Source organism: Maribacter luteus, from assembly GCF_009674825.1.
Taxonomy (GTDB): domain Bacteria; phylum Bacteroidota; class Bacteroidia; order Flavobacteriales; family Flavobacteriaceae; genus Maribacter_A; species Maribacter_A luteus.
In genome coordinates this window covers 183,314-199,667 of record NZ_WKJH01000018.1, presented here as the reverse complement: position 1 = coordinate 199,667, position 16,354 = coordinate 183,314, and the positions used below count along the sequence as shown (strand labels likewise).

Below are 16,354 nucleotides of genomic sequence, written 5' to 3'. Positions count from 1 at the left end.
ATTAGTAAGATAACTTTAGGCCAAATAATACCGTTTTAACTGAATACCCCATGTTGTATGAGTTCTGAAGACCAGTTTCTGGATCTGGCCCCGCAAAATCAGTAAAAGTGAACGGGTTTTGAACATCCAATGAGAATCGCAAACTAGACATTTTCAACTTATCCAAAAGCTCCTGTGGAAATTGATACGCTAGACCAATATTGCCTATTCTTACGAAGGACATATCTTCATAAAACCAAGGCCTACCACTATCTTCACCATATTCAGGTGAAGGATATTCCGCATCTGGGTTGTTCGGTGTCCAATAATCCTGGTTCAAACTATTGAATTTAGCCTTATCACCTTGAAATGTTGCAAAATTCTGATGGAATTCTGAATGACCAAATACTCCCTGTCTTGTATTTACCTGTACATTCAATTCTATATTCTTATAATTGATGGTATTGGTCATACCTGCAATCCAATCAGGGGATTGAGAACCAATGACCTTTTTATCCTCAAGGTTTATTTCCCCGTCACCGTTTTGATCAACAAATTTATATTGACCAGGTATAGCTCCAAAAGAATTCGCTTCGGCTGCCTCATCAATTTGCCAAATTCCATCAACTACATAATCGAAAGTCGCATCAATAGGGGCTCCAACTTGCAATACTCCGTTCAAACGAGCATCGGACCCTACCAATATCTGATCTACACCACCGTATAACTCTAGAATTTCATTGTCATTCTTCGTAAAGTTGATGTTCGTGCGCCAGGTAAAATCATCATTACGCACGTTGACCGTATTTAGGGTAAGTTCTACACCCTTGTTTCTTACAGAACCAAAGTTACCTACGGTACCTCCACCTCCAAAACCGGTTACATATGACAACTGTCGAGCTAGAATACTACCTTCGGTCTTTTTATTATAGACTTCTATACCAAAATTCAACCTGTTTTGCAAAATTGCAAAGTCCAATCCAAAATTATATTCCTTGGACACTTCCCAAGTCAAATCCGCATTCGAAAGACCTTCAACGACTTTTCCGATTTGAAAATCATCTCCGAACAAATAACTACTTTGTGTTAAAAATGCCAAGGAACTGTATGGATCAACCGTTTGGTCGTTTCCTGATTCCCCGTAACTCAATCGTAGTTTCAAGTTATTTAACCAATCCACTTCTTGAAGAAATGGTTCCTCACTGACCCTCCATGCAAAGGCAGCTGATGGAAAGAATTTCCATTTATTGCCTTCTGCTAATTTTGACGAACCATCATACCTCCCAGTAAAGGTAAAAAGGTATTTATCCTTGATATTATAATTTAAACGACCTGCAAAAGAAGCCAAGGTTTCCTTTTCAAAATAACTACCATAGGCCCTTGGCGTGTCGGATCCTCCCTCTGTATTAAAGAATAGGTAGGCATCCGTATCAAAATTCCTCACCTCTATGTTACTACCTTCCGGGTTTCTATAATAAATAGAATTGATCAAAGTAGTCTTAAGATTATGTCCATCGGCGATATTAAAATCGAAATCCAAAATATTATCCCATGTATATGAAGTATTCAAACTAGAATTATAATAAGAACGTATTCTAGAAGGGTCATTTCGAGAAGATTTTGTCAATAACCCTCGATACTCGCCTAAACGTTGGGCACTTACATTTGGAGAAAATTGTGTTTTAAAATTAATCCAATCGGTAGGTTTGTAATTTAAGAATACATTGGCAATTACATCCAAAGACCTATTATTATTACGCCAAGCCCCTTCCGCATCGAAAACAGGATTCGCAAATCGAGGATCTTGATCGTCTGGGAACAAAATTGGTTCCCCGTTAGTATCATAAGGATTTACCGTAGGAGCCAAACGTAATGTACTCCTGAACAATTCCCTACTTCCCTGCTCACGTTCAGACAATGCCAAATAGGTTTTTATTCCAACCGTCAATTGATCCGAAACCTTCTTGGATATCGATGCACTTATATTGTATCTATCATATTCTTCGATGCCCATGATTCCCTCATCATGCAAGTAACCAATAGACCCACTATAAACCAAGCCATTACTACCACCCGACATACCTACAGTATGACTAGTTTGGACGCCGGTTTTTCTAAACATGTCCATCCAATCCGTATATCTCCCATTGGCTACATTATCCGCTTCTTCATTAGATGATTGAAACTCCGTGGAACGGTCAATGACAACATTATTGTAATCTTCTACAGATCCAGAAGTACCTCTCCAGGCTCTGGCCCTTAAAACATCATCTACAAATTCAACGTATTCCGGACCATTGTATAAATCAGGAATATTAGTAGCTGAACGAAGACCAAAAGATGCCTCATAAGTGAAAACAGTTTTGCCCTCTACACCATTCTTTGTGGTAATGATCACAACACCATTAGCTCCTCTAGATCCATAAATAGCGGTTGCCGATGCATCTTTTAAAATATCCATTTGTTCAATATCTGCAGGATTCAATACACTGATATCATCAAAGAAGATACCATCTACTACAAAAAGTGGTTTGGATGGGTCATCATCCAAATTATCACTTACACCATCCCTTTCATTTCCTTGGTTGGCTGTAATAACCGTGTTTCCCCTAATCTTGATAGAGAGTGGGGCACCTGGTTTTGAGTTCAGCGTTCTAACGTCAACACCAGCAACCCTACCTTGAAGAGCCTGACCTAAGTCGGTTTTTTTCTGATCGGTCAACGTCTCACTATCCAAAGACGTTACAGCTCCGGTCAAATCACTTTTCTTTACCGAACCATAACCAATAACCACAACTTCATCCAAACCAGTAGAAGCCGTAGCTAATTGTACGGAGTAGCTCTGCGAACCATCCAATTTAATTTCCTTGGTTTCAAATCCGATATATGATACCGATAACGTAGCATTGGCATCTTTAACAGAAATAGTGAAATTCCCATCAAAATCGGTTACCACGCCATTAGTGGTGCCTTTCTCCATAACATTGGCCCCGGGTAAAGCAATACCTTGGTCATCAGTGACAACCCCGGAGACAGGTGTCGTTTGCCCAAAAGCGTTTGATGAAATGCCTATGAACAAGACAATTAATAATAGTTTAAGTTTTTCCATTTTAAATTAGTTTAGTTTAAAAAATGTGATTATTCCTTAGGATATTAATGTTATGTTAAAATTAGAACAGTTGATCCTTACCAAGATGGATTTTTCATTCAAAAACATGGAAAGACTGTTTAAATAGCTATATTGATTATTCATAAAGGTTATCATAAATTATTGAGTATTTTTTAATTTAACATCCCCAAAAACAATAATAATTTAAGTCTCATCGAAGGAACATTGACAAATTTATCCATGCTTTTGGATAGTTTATCCATTCCTTTAGAACGAACAGATCATATTTTCGTGGATATAGAAATTAATAATTCCTAAAAATCAAAACTTATATCCATCATGGATCAATTCAATATTAAAGATAAAGTAGCGGTAATAACCGGGGGGGGCTGGTGTCCTAGGAGGATGTATCGCGGACAATTTAGCCAAAGCAGGAGTTAAAATAGTGATTTTGGATAGGGACGAGAAAATTATAACCTCCAAAGTCAATACCATTATTAATAACGGTGGTGAAGCCATGGGACTTGTCACCAATGTCCTTGACAAGGCTACATTGGAAAAAAACAGGGATGAAATACTTTCCCGATTCGGTAAGATCGATATTCTTTTGAATGCAGCAGGTGGCAATATGCCCGGCGCCACTATAGGGCCAGACCAAACCATTTTTGATTTGAACATAAACGATTTTCAAAAAGTTACCGACCTTAATTTAAATGGGACTGTGTTACCCTCCATGGTTTTTGGGGAAGTCATGGCCAAACAAAAAGAGGGTTCAATTGTTAATTATTCATCAATGACCGTTGAACGTGCCATTACCAGAGTAGTTGGTTATTCGGCCTCCAAGGCGGCCATGGAAAATTTTACCCGATGGATGGCCGTTGAAATGGCCACCAAATTCGGTGGTAAGATTCGTGTGAATGCCATTGCCCCTGGATTTTTTATCGGAAACCAAAATCGGAAACTATTGACCAATGACGATGGGTCTTATACCGAACGCGGCCATACCATTATCAAGAACACCCCAATGAACCGTTTTGGTGAGGCCGACGAACTGAACGGTGCCATTCATTTTTTATGTAGTGATGCCGCAAAATTCATAACAGGGGTGGTTATTCCCATTGATGGTGGGTTCAGCGCTTTTAGTGGCGTATAATTAAAAACATCCAAAAATGACAATGCAACAAACCTGGAGATGGTACGGTCCCAATGACCCTGTTTCCTTACAAGACATAAAACAAGCCGGTGCCACGGGAGTGGTCAGCGCCTTACACCATATTCCCAACGGTGAAATATGGTCGGTAGAAGAAATCAATAAACGGAAAAAGGAAATAGAAAATGCCGGATTATCATGGTCCGTTGTTGAATCTATTCCTGTACATGAGAACATTAAAACCCAAACAGGGGATTACAAACTTTATATTGAAAACTATAAAAAAAGTATTGAAAACCTGGCTCATTGCGATATACAAATCGTGTGTTATAATTTTATGCCCGTTTTGGATTGGACAAGGACTTCCTTGGACTTTGAAGTTCAAGATGGCTCAAAGGCCCTACGTTTTGATGTAATTGCATTTGCTGGCTTTGAACTGTACCTATTACAACGACCAGGTGCCGAAAACAACTATACCGAAGACCAAAAGACCAAGGCAAAAGCTTATATCAATGGTTTGCCCCCCGAGGAAAAAACCAAATTAATTAATAACATCATCGCGGGATTGCCCGGTGCCGAGGAAGGGTATACCTTAGAACAGTTCCAAGATATCCTTAATACTTATTCAGGAATCGATGGGGCAAAATTAAAAGAACATCTTGTATCTTTCCTAAAAGAAATCATTCCGGTTGCAGAGCAAAATAAGGTGCTCATGTGCATTCATCCCGATGACCCCCCTTATCAAATCCTAGGCCTACCCCGTGTAGTCAGCACTGAAACCGATTATGCGTATTTATTTGAGCAAGTGCCCAGTTTATCCAATGGCATTACTTTTTGTACTGGTTCTTTAGGAGTGATTCCTGAAAACAATCTAGTCCATATTTTCAAAAGATTCGCAGACCGGGTTCATTTTATTCACTTGCGCAGTACACAGCGCGATGAGGAAGGTAATTTTTACGAAGCCAATCATTTGGAAGGTGATGTAGACATGTTCGCCATTGTAAAGGAAATTCTTATTGAACAAGCTCGAAGAATGAAGGAAGGACGAGTGGATCACAGTATTCCCATGCGTCCTGATCACGGGCATCAAATGCTCGATGACTTACATAAAAAGACCAATCCAGGTTATTCTGGAATAGGCCGTTTACGCGGTTTGGCCGAAATACGTGGTTTAGAGTTGGGTATTAGAAAATCATTGACACTTTAATTTGAAAAAATCAGGCTTATGAAAAATTCGACAGATCATGACAATCCCATGCAAAATTTGGACGATTGGGAAGACAACCTAAAAGAACGCTATCCGGACCCGAGTGATATGACCAAGGATAAGGAGGAGTTCAGAAATTATGTTGATTCAGAACGAGTTGATACGGTACGGGAATTTTATAGGGTTAACCATCGCTATCAAACGTATGATTTCGTCTGCCAAAAAGAAAAGGAATTTTTAAAATTTGACAAGAAGGAAATGTCACTTTGGGAAGCGGTGGATTTCCTGAACACCTTGGTCGACGATAGTGATCCCGATATTGACCTGGACCAATTACAACACTTATTGCAAACTTCGGAAGCCATTAGGGCCGATGGCCACCCAGACTGGTTTGTTCTTACTGGGTTCTTACACGATATCGGCAAGGTTTTATGTCTTTTCGGTGAACCGCAATGGGCAGTTGTGGGCGATACTTTCCCGGTAGGGTGCAAATTCTCCGAAACCATTGTGTATCCTGAATTTTTTGCGGACAACCCCGATTCCACCAATGAGAAATTCAATACAAAATATGGTATTTACGAGCCCAATTGTGGATTGGACCAAGTGAAAATGAGTTGGGGACATGACGAGTACCTATATCAAATCCTAAAGGATCATTTACCGGAACCTGCCTTGTACATCATACGGTATCATTCTTTTTATGCCCAGCATCGTGAAGGGGCATATACCCATTTAATGAATGAAAAGGACCTTGAGATGTTCGAATGGGTCAAAAAGTTCAATCCCTACGACCTATATACCAAAGCTCCTGTAAAACCCGATGTTAAGGCCCTTAAGCCCTACTACGAGGAATTGGTTAAAAAATACTTACCCGATGTCATAAAATTTTAATCAAAAACCAACCAAACTACCTTTTCTATGTTATATACTTATTTGGGATTCTTCGGCTTTACGCTACTTGTTATTTTTTACACGAGCTATAAGCTTAGAAAAGATAAGTTTACTACATCGGAAGGTTATTTCCTAGCTGGAAAAAGTCTAACTGGCCCCATTATTGCGGGCTCCATGATACTTACCAACATTTCTACCGAGCATTTGATCGGTATGAATGGTAGTTCCTACGAGAACGGTATCATAGTCATCGCATGGGAGGTAACTTCGGCTATTGCCTTGGTAATTGCCGCCATATTCTTTATTCCCAAGTTCCTGAAAATGGGACTAACGACCATTCCCGAATTTTTGGAGAAACGTTTTGATGGGGCCATTCGTTCCATTGTGGCATTTTTACTCATGTCTTCCTTTGTGATAACCCTATTACCCATTGTTCTGTATTCTGGTGCCATCAATATTGAAAGTGTCTTTGACTTCTCACACATGTTCGGCATTTCTAATGAAGCATCTTTAGTGTATACCGTACTTACCATTGGCGTCATTGGTGCGTTCTATGCCGTTTTCGGCGGATTAAAGGCAATTGCATATTCCGATTCACTGAACGGTGTGGGATTGATGTTGGGAGGTTTGCTCATACCTGCCATAGCACTTTATCAAATTGGAAATGGGGATATCTTCAATGGATTGAGTACCGTCTACAATTTTGCCCCAGCCAAATTCGACATAATAGGCAAACCGGACTCTGTATTGCCTTTCTCGGTTTTGTTCACTGGGCTAATGATCAATCAATTATATTTCTGGGGTATGAACCAATCCATCATACAAAGGGCTTTTGGGGCAAAAAATCTTGTTGAGGCACAGAAAGGTTTGATCTATACGGGTGTATTGAAGTTATTCGTTCCTATAATCATTGTGCTCCCAGGCCTTATTGCATTTTATTATTTTCAGGACCAATATTATGAAACCCCCGATTTGATCTATCCTCTACTCGTAAAGAAGGTTTTACCCACCTATTTGTATGGTTTTTTTGCTGCCATCATTTTAGGTGCGGTCCTAAGTACCTTCAACAGTGTCTTAAACTCAGCCAGTACTATATTTTGTTTGGACATTTACAAAAAAATAATCGATAAGGATGCCTCCGATGCCAAACTGGTGAAGTACGGGAAATTATCTTCGGTTGTTTTAGCCGCCATCGCCATTATCGTAGCCCCTTTTGTGGCCTATGCACCTGACGGTCTGTATATGCTGTTACAGGAATTGAACGGTATTTTCTTTATTCCCATTTCATCTATCATCATTGCAGGAATATTTTTTAAACGAATCAATACCAAAGGAGCAAAAGCCGGATTGTTTTTCGGATTTACATTTTATATACTGACCACCTTCGTTTTGGACATCGACATCCATTTTGTTCATTTATGGGGCATTGAATTTGTGTTGAACTTTATCATTATGTTCTTGGTTTCAAAATACACCACCAGTATAAAAAAGGAAGTATTCAAAGAAAAATCAACCCAAGAAAAACCTTGGTCCGCCGTGAATATGGCAGGAGCGACCCTCGTTTTTTTGACTATTCTTATCTACGTATTACTTTCGTAAGGGAGCAATATCAATTGCTCACCAAAATAGTATTCTTTCCGGGCTTCAAATGAAGTATCCCTTGATCCATTTTATTGCCATTAAGCATGATTTTCGCTTTGGTGTTGGTCCCAACATCGAATTCAGCCTTCATATTTCCGGGAATCTCAATGGTATATTTCCTTGTAGAGTCCTGAAGAACAAAATCCGCCTTGATCTGCCCCTTAATGGTCGGCACAACGATCGATGTTTCTGTTAACGACCCTAATTGTGGTTTTATGGTAGCGATGTCATAACCCGGAACCTTCGGATTAATGCCCCACAATCCTCTGGGAACCATGTTGGCAGGGACAGCACCCCATGCGTGGTTCCAATCGGAATTGGGTTTGTATTTCATGTCCCAAGCCTCGAGCGTCATCGTAGACCCGATACGGATCATATTATACCAGCTTCTATTTGCTGTTGATGTCATTAAATCCAACGCATATTGCCCCTCACCGGCATTATACAGGGCTTCCAACAAATATTGCGCGCCATATACACTACAGGCCATGCCCCTACTCTTTATAAATTCCCCTACTGATTTCTTTGCTGTTTCGGGCACTAAATGAAACGCCATAGCCATCATATTCGAATGTAAAGAAGCATGGGACGTACCTTCACCATCTGTATAAACACCTTGGGCCTCATCGAACAACACCGTATTGATCGAGGTCTTTACCTTTTTGGCCAAATCATTATAAAATTTCACATCATCCGGTTTATCCAGAACCCCAGCAAACTCGGCCATGATTTCCAAATTCCTATAGTACATACAATTCACGACCGTATTTATAGGCGTAAAGACAAAACCATCGCGCTCCCCTTCCGGGGTGGCCAATTTCCAACCAGTGTCCTTTTGTGCCGGTGGCCAATCCACAATATCCTTCAATTTGGCCTTAGGATCTTTGAAACCTAATTTCTTCATGAATTCGGGCGATGCATTATTAGAGGAAATGAGTCCGTCTGCCCTTCGCAGTTCTGCCAAGGTCTTGTGTTTTAAATCCTCATAATATCTCTCGATAAGTTCGGTATTCCCCGTATACATATAATCGGCATGAAACATCAGCGCTACATGCAACTGCCATTCGGTCGGCCAGGTAGGATGTTCCATAAAATACGCTATGGTTCGCCCTGCCATGGCATACTCATTATCCAACGAATAATGACTCAATTGGTTAAGATAGGCATCGGCCTCATAAGGAATACGTTCCCTATCCCCATCTACATATACCCCTGCGAAAGTGGTTGCCATAATGGTGTATTTACATATATCCCATACCTGATCAAGAATGGTGTCCGAACTCTGAAAACGGCTCTCGTTAGCGTCCCAATACCCATGATACGCCAATTGTACAATATCATTTTCTAGTATGGGCTCTTCCGCGTATTCTATTTCCGCATATCTGAAAGGCATTAATACGGGTATTGAATCTGGAAGTGCAATAGCCCCGACCTTTGTATTTCGTTTATCGGGACGAATGGGCAGGATATAAGTATTCTCCTCTGGATTTACCGGTAAGCGTACCTCTTGATAACGGATGGTACCTTGAGGCTCCCTATTGATCACACCATTGGTCAATTGTTCCCCGATACGAACAACCAAAGTATCTTTCTTTTTGGTCCTATATTTAATTTGAAGGGTAGCGAAAGCAGCTTTACCAAAATCGATATGATATGAATTATTATCCGCAGCCTTTAAAGTAATTGGTCTAATATGATCCAATTGAAGTCTATTGGCACTGATAATCCCTTTTTCAAGCTTACCCATGCTAAAAGACCGTATCCCGGAAAACGCTGATGACATATCCGTAGCATCCCAAATCTTTACTTTCCAATAATACGTTTGCCCTGCTATCAAAGGAGTGCCCTGATATTCAATACTCGATGACCGTTTATCCGATACCTTGCCTGAATCCCAAACATCACCAATGTCATTTCGTAATTGGCCTGCTGATGAAGCCACCAACAACTGATATGCTTTTTGCGAAATCGCCGATTGGGGAACAATCCAGCTAAATTCAGGGTTAACATCAATAATCATTACCCCATTGGTATCACGAATATACTCAACCGTGAGGCCTAGGGGTTCTTCCCCATAAACAATTTCAGGAACCTTTTTTCCTTTACACCCCAATATCAGGAAAGTGAAAGCAAAACTTAGAAAATAAAATTTCATTACCGTTAAAAATTTCAAATAACACTCCATTTCAGGACCAAGATTCATAGTTATGTCCCTGAACAACCTTAATTTACCCTTACAATGCTATACCAAATCCTTAAACAGGTTTAATTTCCCAACCTGGCTCATATGTTCTTGACCATAATTTCATGGCTTCGCGATTGAATATACGGCCTGTTGTCTCATCAACTTCAAAGGCATCATCAATACGCGATGCTATGTTCGCATAATGGGTAAGCAATTGACTAACTACCCCTTCATCAATGGGTGAGGTTAAAGCGGCTTTACCACGAATGGCATCAAAAAAGTTTATGGTATGGGCCGTTGAGAGATTTCCTCCGCCACCAAGTGCGTTACCCGATTCAATTCCTAGAGAGATATTTTCCTTGATCAGCTCCCCTTTTAAACTGTACAATTTATAACCATCGCGATCAATATAAACACATCCTTTGGAACCGTAGATTATGGTTCCCCTGCCGGCACCGTATTTGGAGTACCCGTTTCTACTTTGTCCGTCCCATTTTATGGTCCTGTTATTTGAGAATTTAAACGTAGCCTCCATGGTATCGTACATTTCCCAACCATCATCCTTATAATGGAATTTTCCTGAATTGACCTCCACCTTTTCCGGATATTCCACTTGTAATGCCCATCTGGCTATATCCAATTCATGTGTAGCATTATTCCCCATTTCTGCGGTACCATAGTCCCAACCGTACCAATGCCAATTATAATTCCATGTATCATCGGTATAAGGTCTTCTTGGTGCGGGCCCTTGGAAAAGTTCCCAATCCAATCCTTCTGGTGGTGCAGTTTCTTTTTGATGTGGTACAGGCCCTCGTTTGCTGGTATAAAATGCCGTAGCATGATACACGTCCCCTATAATTCCCTCATGAATATCCTTGATGATTTCCTGTGATTGGGCAGAGGAACGTTGTTGGTTACCCATTTGTACTACCTTGTTGTATTTCTTTTGATAGGCCACCAGCAACTCCCCTTCCCTAGGATTATGGCTGCATGGTTTTTCTAAAAACACATGTTTTCCAGCTTGCATGGCCATACAAGCCCCAGGAGCATGCCAATGATCCGGGGTAGCCATAAAAATGGCATCTACATGTTTATCATCGATGATCTTACGAATATCATTCTCTAAAATCGGGGTATTCGGAAAGGCCTTGGAAACCACTTCAGCGGCTTTTTCCCTTTGGCTTTTCATAACATCGCATAAATAGCGTAACTCTACATTGCTTTCTTTTTTAACGATACCCCCTAAATAAGCTTGGTACCTGCGACCCAGACCTTGTATCGCAACATGGATACGGTCATTCGCCCCGATAATCTTAGAATAACTCTGCGCACTCATGGCGTTAAGACTTCCTCCTAATGCCACACCTGCTGTTCCTGTAACAGCTTTTTTTATAAAACTTCTTCTATTCGACATGTTACCCAACTTTTTTAAGATTTAATTTTAATGTTTTTGAAAGATACTCTATCCCCATGATCTTGCAATAAGATCTGACCTTTTTCAAGTTCGCCGAAATTAGGCCACTTTACATACTTGCTTTCAGAAACCAGTTTCTTGAAAGCATCACTGTTTCTCTCATATTCCAAGACTTTCATACCGTTCAACCAATGTTCTACATGGTTACCTTTTGAAATGATATGTGCAGAGTTCCACTCTCCGATCGGATTCATATGTTTGTTAGCATCCGCTTTGATCAAATCATAAAGGGAAGAGACCGTTCTACTACCTTCGTGGTTACCCAATTTGGCATCAGGATGCAAGGCATCGTCCAATATTTGGTATTCAAGTCCGATAGAGGATCCCGGTCCTTTATTGATCTCAGTATCCACATAATATTTTATTCCACTATTTGCAGCTGGAGTCAATTTGAAATCTACCTTCAGTTCAAAATCCCCATACAACTCTTTGGTTACGATATCACCTCCGGCAGTAGACTCCTCCCCGCCAGATGACAATACAGTAAGTTCACCATCTTTTATCTCCCATCCTTTATCGGGGAATTCCTCTAATTTGGCACCACGCCATCCTTCGGTAGTCTTACCGTCCCATAACAATTGCCATCCTTGTTTCTTTTCATCAATGGTCAATTGGTTTTTAGTCATGACAGGGGGCAAGGTAGATTTTTTTGAATATTTGCCAAGACTGTCAGTTAGGATATTGATATTTTTCCACATGATCTCTGTCCCCTCTTTCTGGTGCTCTTTTATACTGTGGACTTGCAAGCCGATAAAACCTGTCGCTGTCTTATCATCTATAAGATGTGCCGCAGGCACCCCATTGATCCATGTTTTAATGGTATCTCCGATAGCTTCAATGCGATAGTGGTTCCAATCATTTTGTTTGAAGGCTTTTTGTCCTTCAGGATTATCGGTCAAGGGACACAACCAACCTCTGCGTGATTCGTCATATATTCCGGCACTCCAAGCCCGTTCGGAAGGATCAATTTCTATTTGATAGCCATGCACCCGGCCATCCCTATAATAAGGAAAGCTATTTGAACGTATCTGAATACCTGAATTCATGGTGGAGTCTACCTTATAATCCAATTCCAAAATAAAATCACTATAAAGTTTATCCGATCTTAAGAAGGTATTCGGTGTATTTCTTACTGTTGACCCAATGATGGTTCCGTTTTCCACTTTATATTTAGCCTCACCACCGATAACGGACCAACCATTTAAGGTTTCTCCGTCGAAAATAGGTGACCATGGCGTATTATCTTTCTCATTTTGTCCACAACTTAAGAAACCTATAAAGGTAAGAAGCAACAATGCTTTCTTTAGACTGCTTTTTTTCATAATAATTAAGGAATGTGATTAATTTAGGTTTAAACTAAGTTATAAAGGTAGATGTAATAGTTAAATAGACCATGGATTTTTCTTTCAAAAGCATGGTGATTTTATCTATGTTGGGTGTTGCTGTATCAAGTAGAAAGCCTTTTTCTAAAGGTAACCATGTTTACAACCCTATTTAATATAATGTTTCTTCAATTGAAAAAATGATCAAAAAAAATACCGCCTGTTTTATCGTCCTTAAACGAATGATGATTAATCAAAACAAAAAAACTATTTTGATTGTGACTTACGATATTTTATGCCTAGGTAAGCAACCAAAACAATTACATGAACAACCAAGGAAAAAAGTAGAAGCATATACCAAACCAAAGCATTTCCGTGATCAGAATAAGAATTTCCTAGAAGAAAGAAAACGGACAGATACAAAAGAAAAATGAAACTATTGATTAGGCTAAATTTTCTGTTAAAACGGTATGAAAAGAATAGGAGTACCACCAAAACAAACGAAATACCTAATATATACAGCGAATCTTCAGTCATAGTTATTATTTGACCCACCATCCAGAACCAGTTTCTATCCTAGAATTTTTATTTGTAGTTCTTTCTATTTCGCGGTACATATCTATTAATTGATTTAGTTTAGATGAGTTACTATTCTCTAATATCTTGAGGATTCCCTCCAACTCTCCTGTAAAGGTACCATTACCGTGTTCCAATATTTTGTCTGAAGAATCATCCAGAGCATCCGAATGTATATTGATAACATCTCCTTTTGCGTCATTACCTGATAATATATCTTTATAATGACTCACATTTATATTAATCGCACTACTATTAGGATAATTAAGACTGTTTGACTGATGAGGTCCGAGATTCACAGAATACTCTATAATACTATCGGAATTATACGCAAAATTTATTCCTTCTTTTTTAGCTAAAGCTTTTACTTCATCAGCTAAAGATTCCATATATGCTGCTCCAAAAACAGTCCCCCTACTGTGGGTCAATATCTGTAATTTTTCGGTTACCTGACCAAGTTTATTTCTATTTAACTTCATTCGATTCCATATATCTTGGGCGTCAGATTTACCTTTTGCCAAACCGGCTTCTCTACGCTTAGAAGACCACATACCTTGATCTCCATCAACGTATTGAAATTCATTCAAGGAATAACCGGTTTCCCTGGCCGTAGCTGCAAGTAAACTAGGGCTCCAATAAGAGGAATCCGCCCTTTCAGAATCAGCACCTACCTTACCATTAATCAAAATCGGAAAATCTATATTTAAAAAGGAAGAACTATGTTGAAAGCTAAAATTAGAAGTAAAGAAACTATCTGATCTTTGGGGCTTGTTGATTTTGGAAGCTGAATATACTTGTAATAATTTTCGTTTTAATTTAATCTGTAGTTTTTTAATGACTTCCTTCTGTGAAATAGTAGAAATATTCATATTTGAGTGATAGGAAATAACTGTAGCACTCTTGGCCTTCCGAAAGCACCGCTTCATATTATGTCGCAACTTCATTTCCTCAACTCTGGTCATAATTTCCTTTAGAATGTTAATTACCAATAGTAGATAGTAGTATCATCAAATATACAATTAGTATATTATCACTCCCCCCAACGATTCTCAAACGTCATATCTCCTATTTTAATCGTTTTGGCCGATATAACAATACGCTTCTGCATGGGAATATCATCAATGGCATCAAATTCCTCCTCAAGACTTACACAATACGCCTTCGAGAACTCAACCCGCTGCAATTGCGACATGGCATCGCGCTTAAAGAAGATGATCGTTCCGTCCTTGGTCTGGTCCGGAGACGACATCCAATGGAACAGATCGTACTTACCCTGGGATTCCAAGGTAACCATGATCTGACCGCCCAATGGCTTGCCCGCAGGTTTGCCGGTAGAATCCATGGGTTGTTCAAAGTTATAGGTACAATGCAGGACATTATAATCCTGCCCATCGATAATCATTTTTGCTAAAAAAGACATAGGAGTGGGGTTTATGTGTTTTTAGAACTTTAAAAACGGGTTATTAGCTTTGTTCGTAATCGGTATCCCATTCGGCACCTTCATCTCCTTTTTGTCCGTCCATCTTGATCAAGAAATTCTTGGCCGGGAAATAAGGTTTTAAACGCACGTCTAAATAAATACGATCCTTTTGATTAATGTCCTGCTCAAAACGACGGACTTCAAAATTCTCGATCAATTTACCTGGACCGGTAATTTCATCTAAAAAGCGAACAATTTGGTTTTGGATTTCTTTTCTGGTCTTGGCATCAAAGTTTTCAAAAGCCCTCCTGTTAAGGAAATCCATCAATACTTTGGTCACATAATCAAAAACACGTACTACGGAATAGGTCTGTAACCCAAGGTTATCCCCATTGAACAAGGTCTTGGCCGAAAATGCCATTACCTTACCATATTCATTGACCATAGGTACCAATCCCAAGTTTTCTAAATTGGCGATCTCACTTTTTCGAAGATCAAAACGAACCCCATCAACTTCACTAAGTCCACCATGCTTTTTACCTGCGGTAACCTGAGACATTAAGGTTTTGTAAATTTTTCCTGCCAAGGCTCCTGAAGGGGGTACATGAACATCATCTTCTTCCCCTACTTCATCAAATTTACCTCTACCGACCAACCAGTTACAGGTCATAATGGTATTTGATAAATAAGCATCCCCACTGGCCAAGTTGGCACTTTCGAACATTTCCATAACATCATCGGGCTCATCTAAATGCGCGAAATCGGTAACAAGGGTCACTTTGTTCTCATGAGCCAATTTCGCCCATTTATCAACCACTGATTTAGACCCCAAATAACCTGGAAGTACCATAAGGGAGTAGTTTTCCCTTAAATCTAAACGGTCGTATTTGGAAACTAATTCCTCTCGTATATAATCAAAGAACCGTGTATTGTCCAAATCGGTCAATTGATCCAATTCCGCATTGACTACCGTAACGTTCTTTAATGAAGGTAAATCGGTGTTTTTATAAAATAAGGCCACGGAACGATACGAAGTCTCCAATTCCCGAGTCTCATCCAGTGCCGTTTTAATATTTTTCGTATATGTTTTTTGTGATTCCTGGGCCTTATCATCGGCCGCTTGTACCAAACCGATAATATCATCCCCTGATTTTAAGGTATCTGACCAAAGGGATAGTATTTTCAAGAGCGATTCGCGTTCTTGTTTTTTATTTTTTTCAGTAAGGAACATTTTTCTACGCGCCTTACGATCGGGGTTTAAGTTTTGAACGTCATCTATAGCGGACTCTAATAGGTCGAAACCACCATATTTGGTTAGATCATCTGATTTTTCCTTGATTTGTTCTATGAAAGGTTTGTCACTAAGTTGTGATTGTTTTTGCTTATCGGACATATGTGGA

General features: G+C 39.6%; 12 protein-coding genes. 5 read left to right on the top strand and 7 right to left on the bottom strand.

Translation table 11 applies throughout. The features are described 5' to 3' along the window. Position 1 precedes the first annotated feature (1 nt). A complete protein-coding gene (locus tag GJ691_RS12115; protein WP_154367217.1) occupies positions 2–3,088 on the bottom strand; it encodes a SusC/RagA family TonB-linked outer membrane protein in 3,087 nt (1,028 codons plus the stop codon). Between the two features lie 409 nt (positions 3,089–3,497). On the opposite strand from GJ691_RS12115, the gene GJ691_RS12110 reads away from it, so the two are divergent. Genes GJ691_RS12110 through GJ691_RS12095 form a run of 4 tightly spaced genes read left to right on the top strand, consistent with a single transcriptional unit; the run spans position 3,498 to position 7,935 of the window. Further along, positions 3,498–4,241, top strand: a complete 744-nt coding sequence (locus GJ691_RS12110; protein WP_343033482.1) for an SDR family oxidoreductase — start codon at positions 3,498–3,500, stop codon at positions 4,239–4,241. 22 nt (positions 4,242–4,263) lie between these two features. Continuing rightward, complete coding sequence (gene uxuA / locus GJ691_RS12105) at positions 4,264–5,445, top strand: mannonate dehydratase (RefSeq protein WP_218944443.1); 1,182 nt, start codon at positions 4,264–4,266, stop codon at positions 5,443–5,445. Positions 5,446–5,463: 18 nt separating this feature from the next. After that, on the top strand, positions 5,464–6,336 hold the full coding sequence (locus GJ691_RS12100; RefSeq protein ID WP_154367213.1) for an inositol oxygenase family protein: 873 nt from the start codon (positions 5,464–5,466) through the stop codon (positions 6,334–6,336). Between the two features lie 27 nt (positions 6,337–6,363). Next, positions 6,364–7,935 carry a solute:sodium symporter family transporter gene (locus tag GJ691_RS12095; RefSeq protein WP_154367211.1) on the top strand — a complete coding sequence of 524 codons (1,572 nt, stop codon included), beginning with the start codon at positions 6,364–6,366 and terminating at the stop codon, positions 7,933–7,935. 10 nt (positions 7,936–7,945) lie between these two features. On the opposite strand, the gene GJ691_RS12090 is transcribed toward GJ691_RS12095, so the two are convergent. The 3 genes from GJ691_RS12090 to GJ691_RS12080 form a co-directional block, all read right to left on the bottom strand. Beyond that, on the bottom strand, positions 7,946–10,132 hold the full coding sequence (locus GJ691_RS12090; RefSeq protein ID WP_179955113.1) for an alpha-L-rhamnosidase-related protein: 2,187 nt from the start codon (positions 10,130–10,132) through the stop codon (positions 7,946–7,948). A gap of 100 nt (positions 10,133–10,232) precedes the next feature. Next, positions 10,233–11,576, bottom strand: coding sequence for a Gfo/Idh/MocA family protein (locus GJ691_RS12085; RefSeq protein WP_154367207.1), 1,344 nt, complete (start codon positions 11,574–11,576; stop codon positions 10,233–10,235). A 14-nt stretch (positions 11,577–11,590) separates the two neighbouring features. Next, positions 11,591–12,958, bottom strand: a complete 1,368-nt coding sequence (locus tag GJ691_RS12080) for a 3-keto-disaccharide hydrolase (RefSeq protein ID WP_154367205.1) — start codon at positions 12,956–12,958, stop codon at positions 11,591–11,593. Positions 12,959–13,158: 200 nt separating this feature from the next. Here GJ691_RS12080 and GJ691_RS12075 point away from each other — a divergent pair, with 200 nt between their 5' ends. Continuing rightward, positions 13,159–13,392, top strand: coding sequence for a hypothetical protein (locus tag GJ691_RS12075; protein ID WP_154367203.1), 234 nt, complete (start codon positions 13,159–13,161; stop codon positions 13,390–13,392). 108 nt (positions 13,393–13,500) lie between these two features. Here the strand turns inward: GJ691_RS12075 and GJ691_RS12070 are convergent, their stop codons facing one another. The 3 genes from GJ691_RS12070 to GJ691_RS12060 all read right to left on the bottom strand — a co-directional run bounded on the left by GJ691_RS12070 (position 13,501) and on the right by GJ691_RS12060 (position 16,347). Beyond that, on the bottom strand, positions 13,501–14,403 hold the full coding sequence (locus tag GJ691_RS12070) for a hypothetical protein (protein WP_154367201.1): 903 nt from the start codon (positions 14,401–14,403) through the stop codon (positions 13,501–13,503). A gap of 161 nt (positions 14,404–14,564) precedes the next feature. Further along, complete coding sequence (gene tssD, locus GJ691_RS12065) at positions 14,565–14,954, bottom strand: type VI secretion system tube protein TssD (protein ID WP_154367199.1); 390 nt, start codon at positions 14,952–14,954, stop codon at positions 14,565–14,567. A 43-nt stretch (positions 14,955–14,997) separates the two neighbouring features. After that, positions 14,998–16,347 (bottom strand): DUF5458 family protein, encoded by a 1,350-nt coding sequence (locus GJ691_RS12060; RefSeq protein WP_154367197.1) that lies wholly within the window; start codon positions 16,345–16,347, stop codon positions 14,998–15,000. Positions 16,348–16,354: the final 7 nt, after the last annotated feature.

Excerpts from the sequence above, each read along its gene's own strand:
- GJ691_RS12100 (WP_154367213.1), top strand. The coding sequence starts at position 5,464 with ATGAAAAATTCGACAGATCATGACAATCCCATGCAAAATTTGGACGAT.
- GJ691_RS12085 (WP_154367207.1), bottom strand. The coding sequence starts at position 11,576 with ATGTCGAATAGAAGAAGTTTTATAAAAAAAGCTGTTACAGGAACAGCA.
- tssD (WP_154367199.1), bottom strand. The coding sequence starts at position 14,954 with ATGTCTTTTTTAGCAAAAATGATTATCGATGGGCAGGATTATAATGTC.
- GJ691_RS12070 (WP_154367201.1), bottom strand. The coding sequence starts at position 14,403 with ATGAATATTTCTACTATTTCACAGAAGGAAGTCATTAAAAAACTACAG.
- GJ691_RS12075 (WP_154367203.1), top strand. The coding sequence starts at position 13,159 with ATGATCAAAAAAAATACCGCCTGTTTTATCGTCCTTAAACGAATGATG.
- uxuA (WP_218944443.1), top strand. The coding sequence starts at position 4,264 with ATGCAACAAACCTGGAGATGGTACGGTCCCAATGACCCTGTTTCCTTA.
- GJ691_RS12095 (WP_154367211.1), top strand. The coding sequence starts at position 6,364 with ATGTTATATACTTATTTGGGATTCTTCGGCTTTACGCTACTTGTTATT.
- GJ691_RS12090 (WP_179955113.1), bottom strand. The coding sequence starts at position 10,132 with ATGAAATTTTATTTTCTAAGTTTTGCTTTCACTTTCCTGATATTGGGG.
- GJ691_RS12115 (WP_154367217.1), bottom strand. The coding sequence starts at position 3,088 with ATGGAAAAACTTAAACTATTATTAATTGTCTTGTTCATAGGCATTTCA.
- GJ691_RS12080 (WP_154367205.1), bottom strand. The coding sequence starts at position 12,958 with ATGAAAAAAAGCAGTCTAAAGAAAGCATTGTTGCTTCTTACCTTTATA.
- GJ691_RS12060 (WP_154367197.1), bottom strand. The coding sequence starts at position 16,347 with ATGTCCGATAAGCAAAAACAATCACAACTTAGTGACAAACCTTTCATA.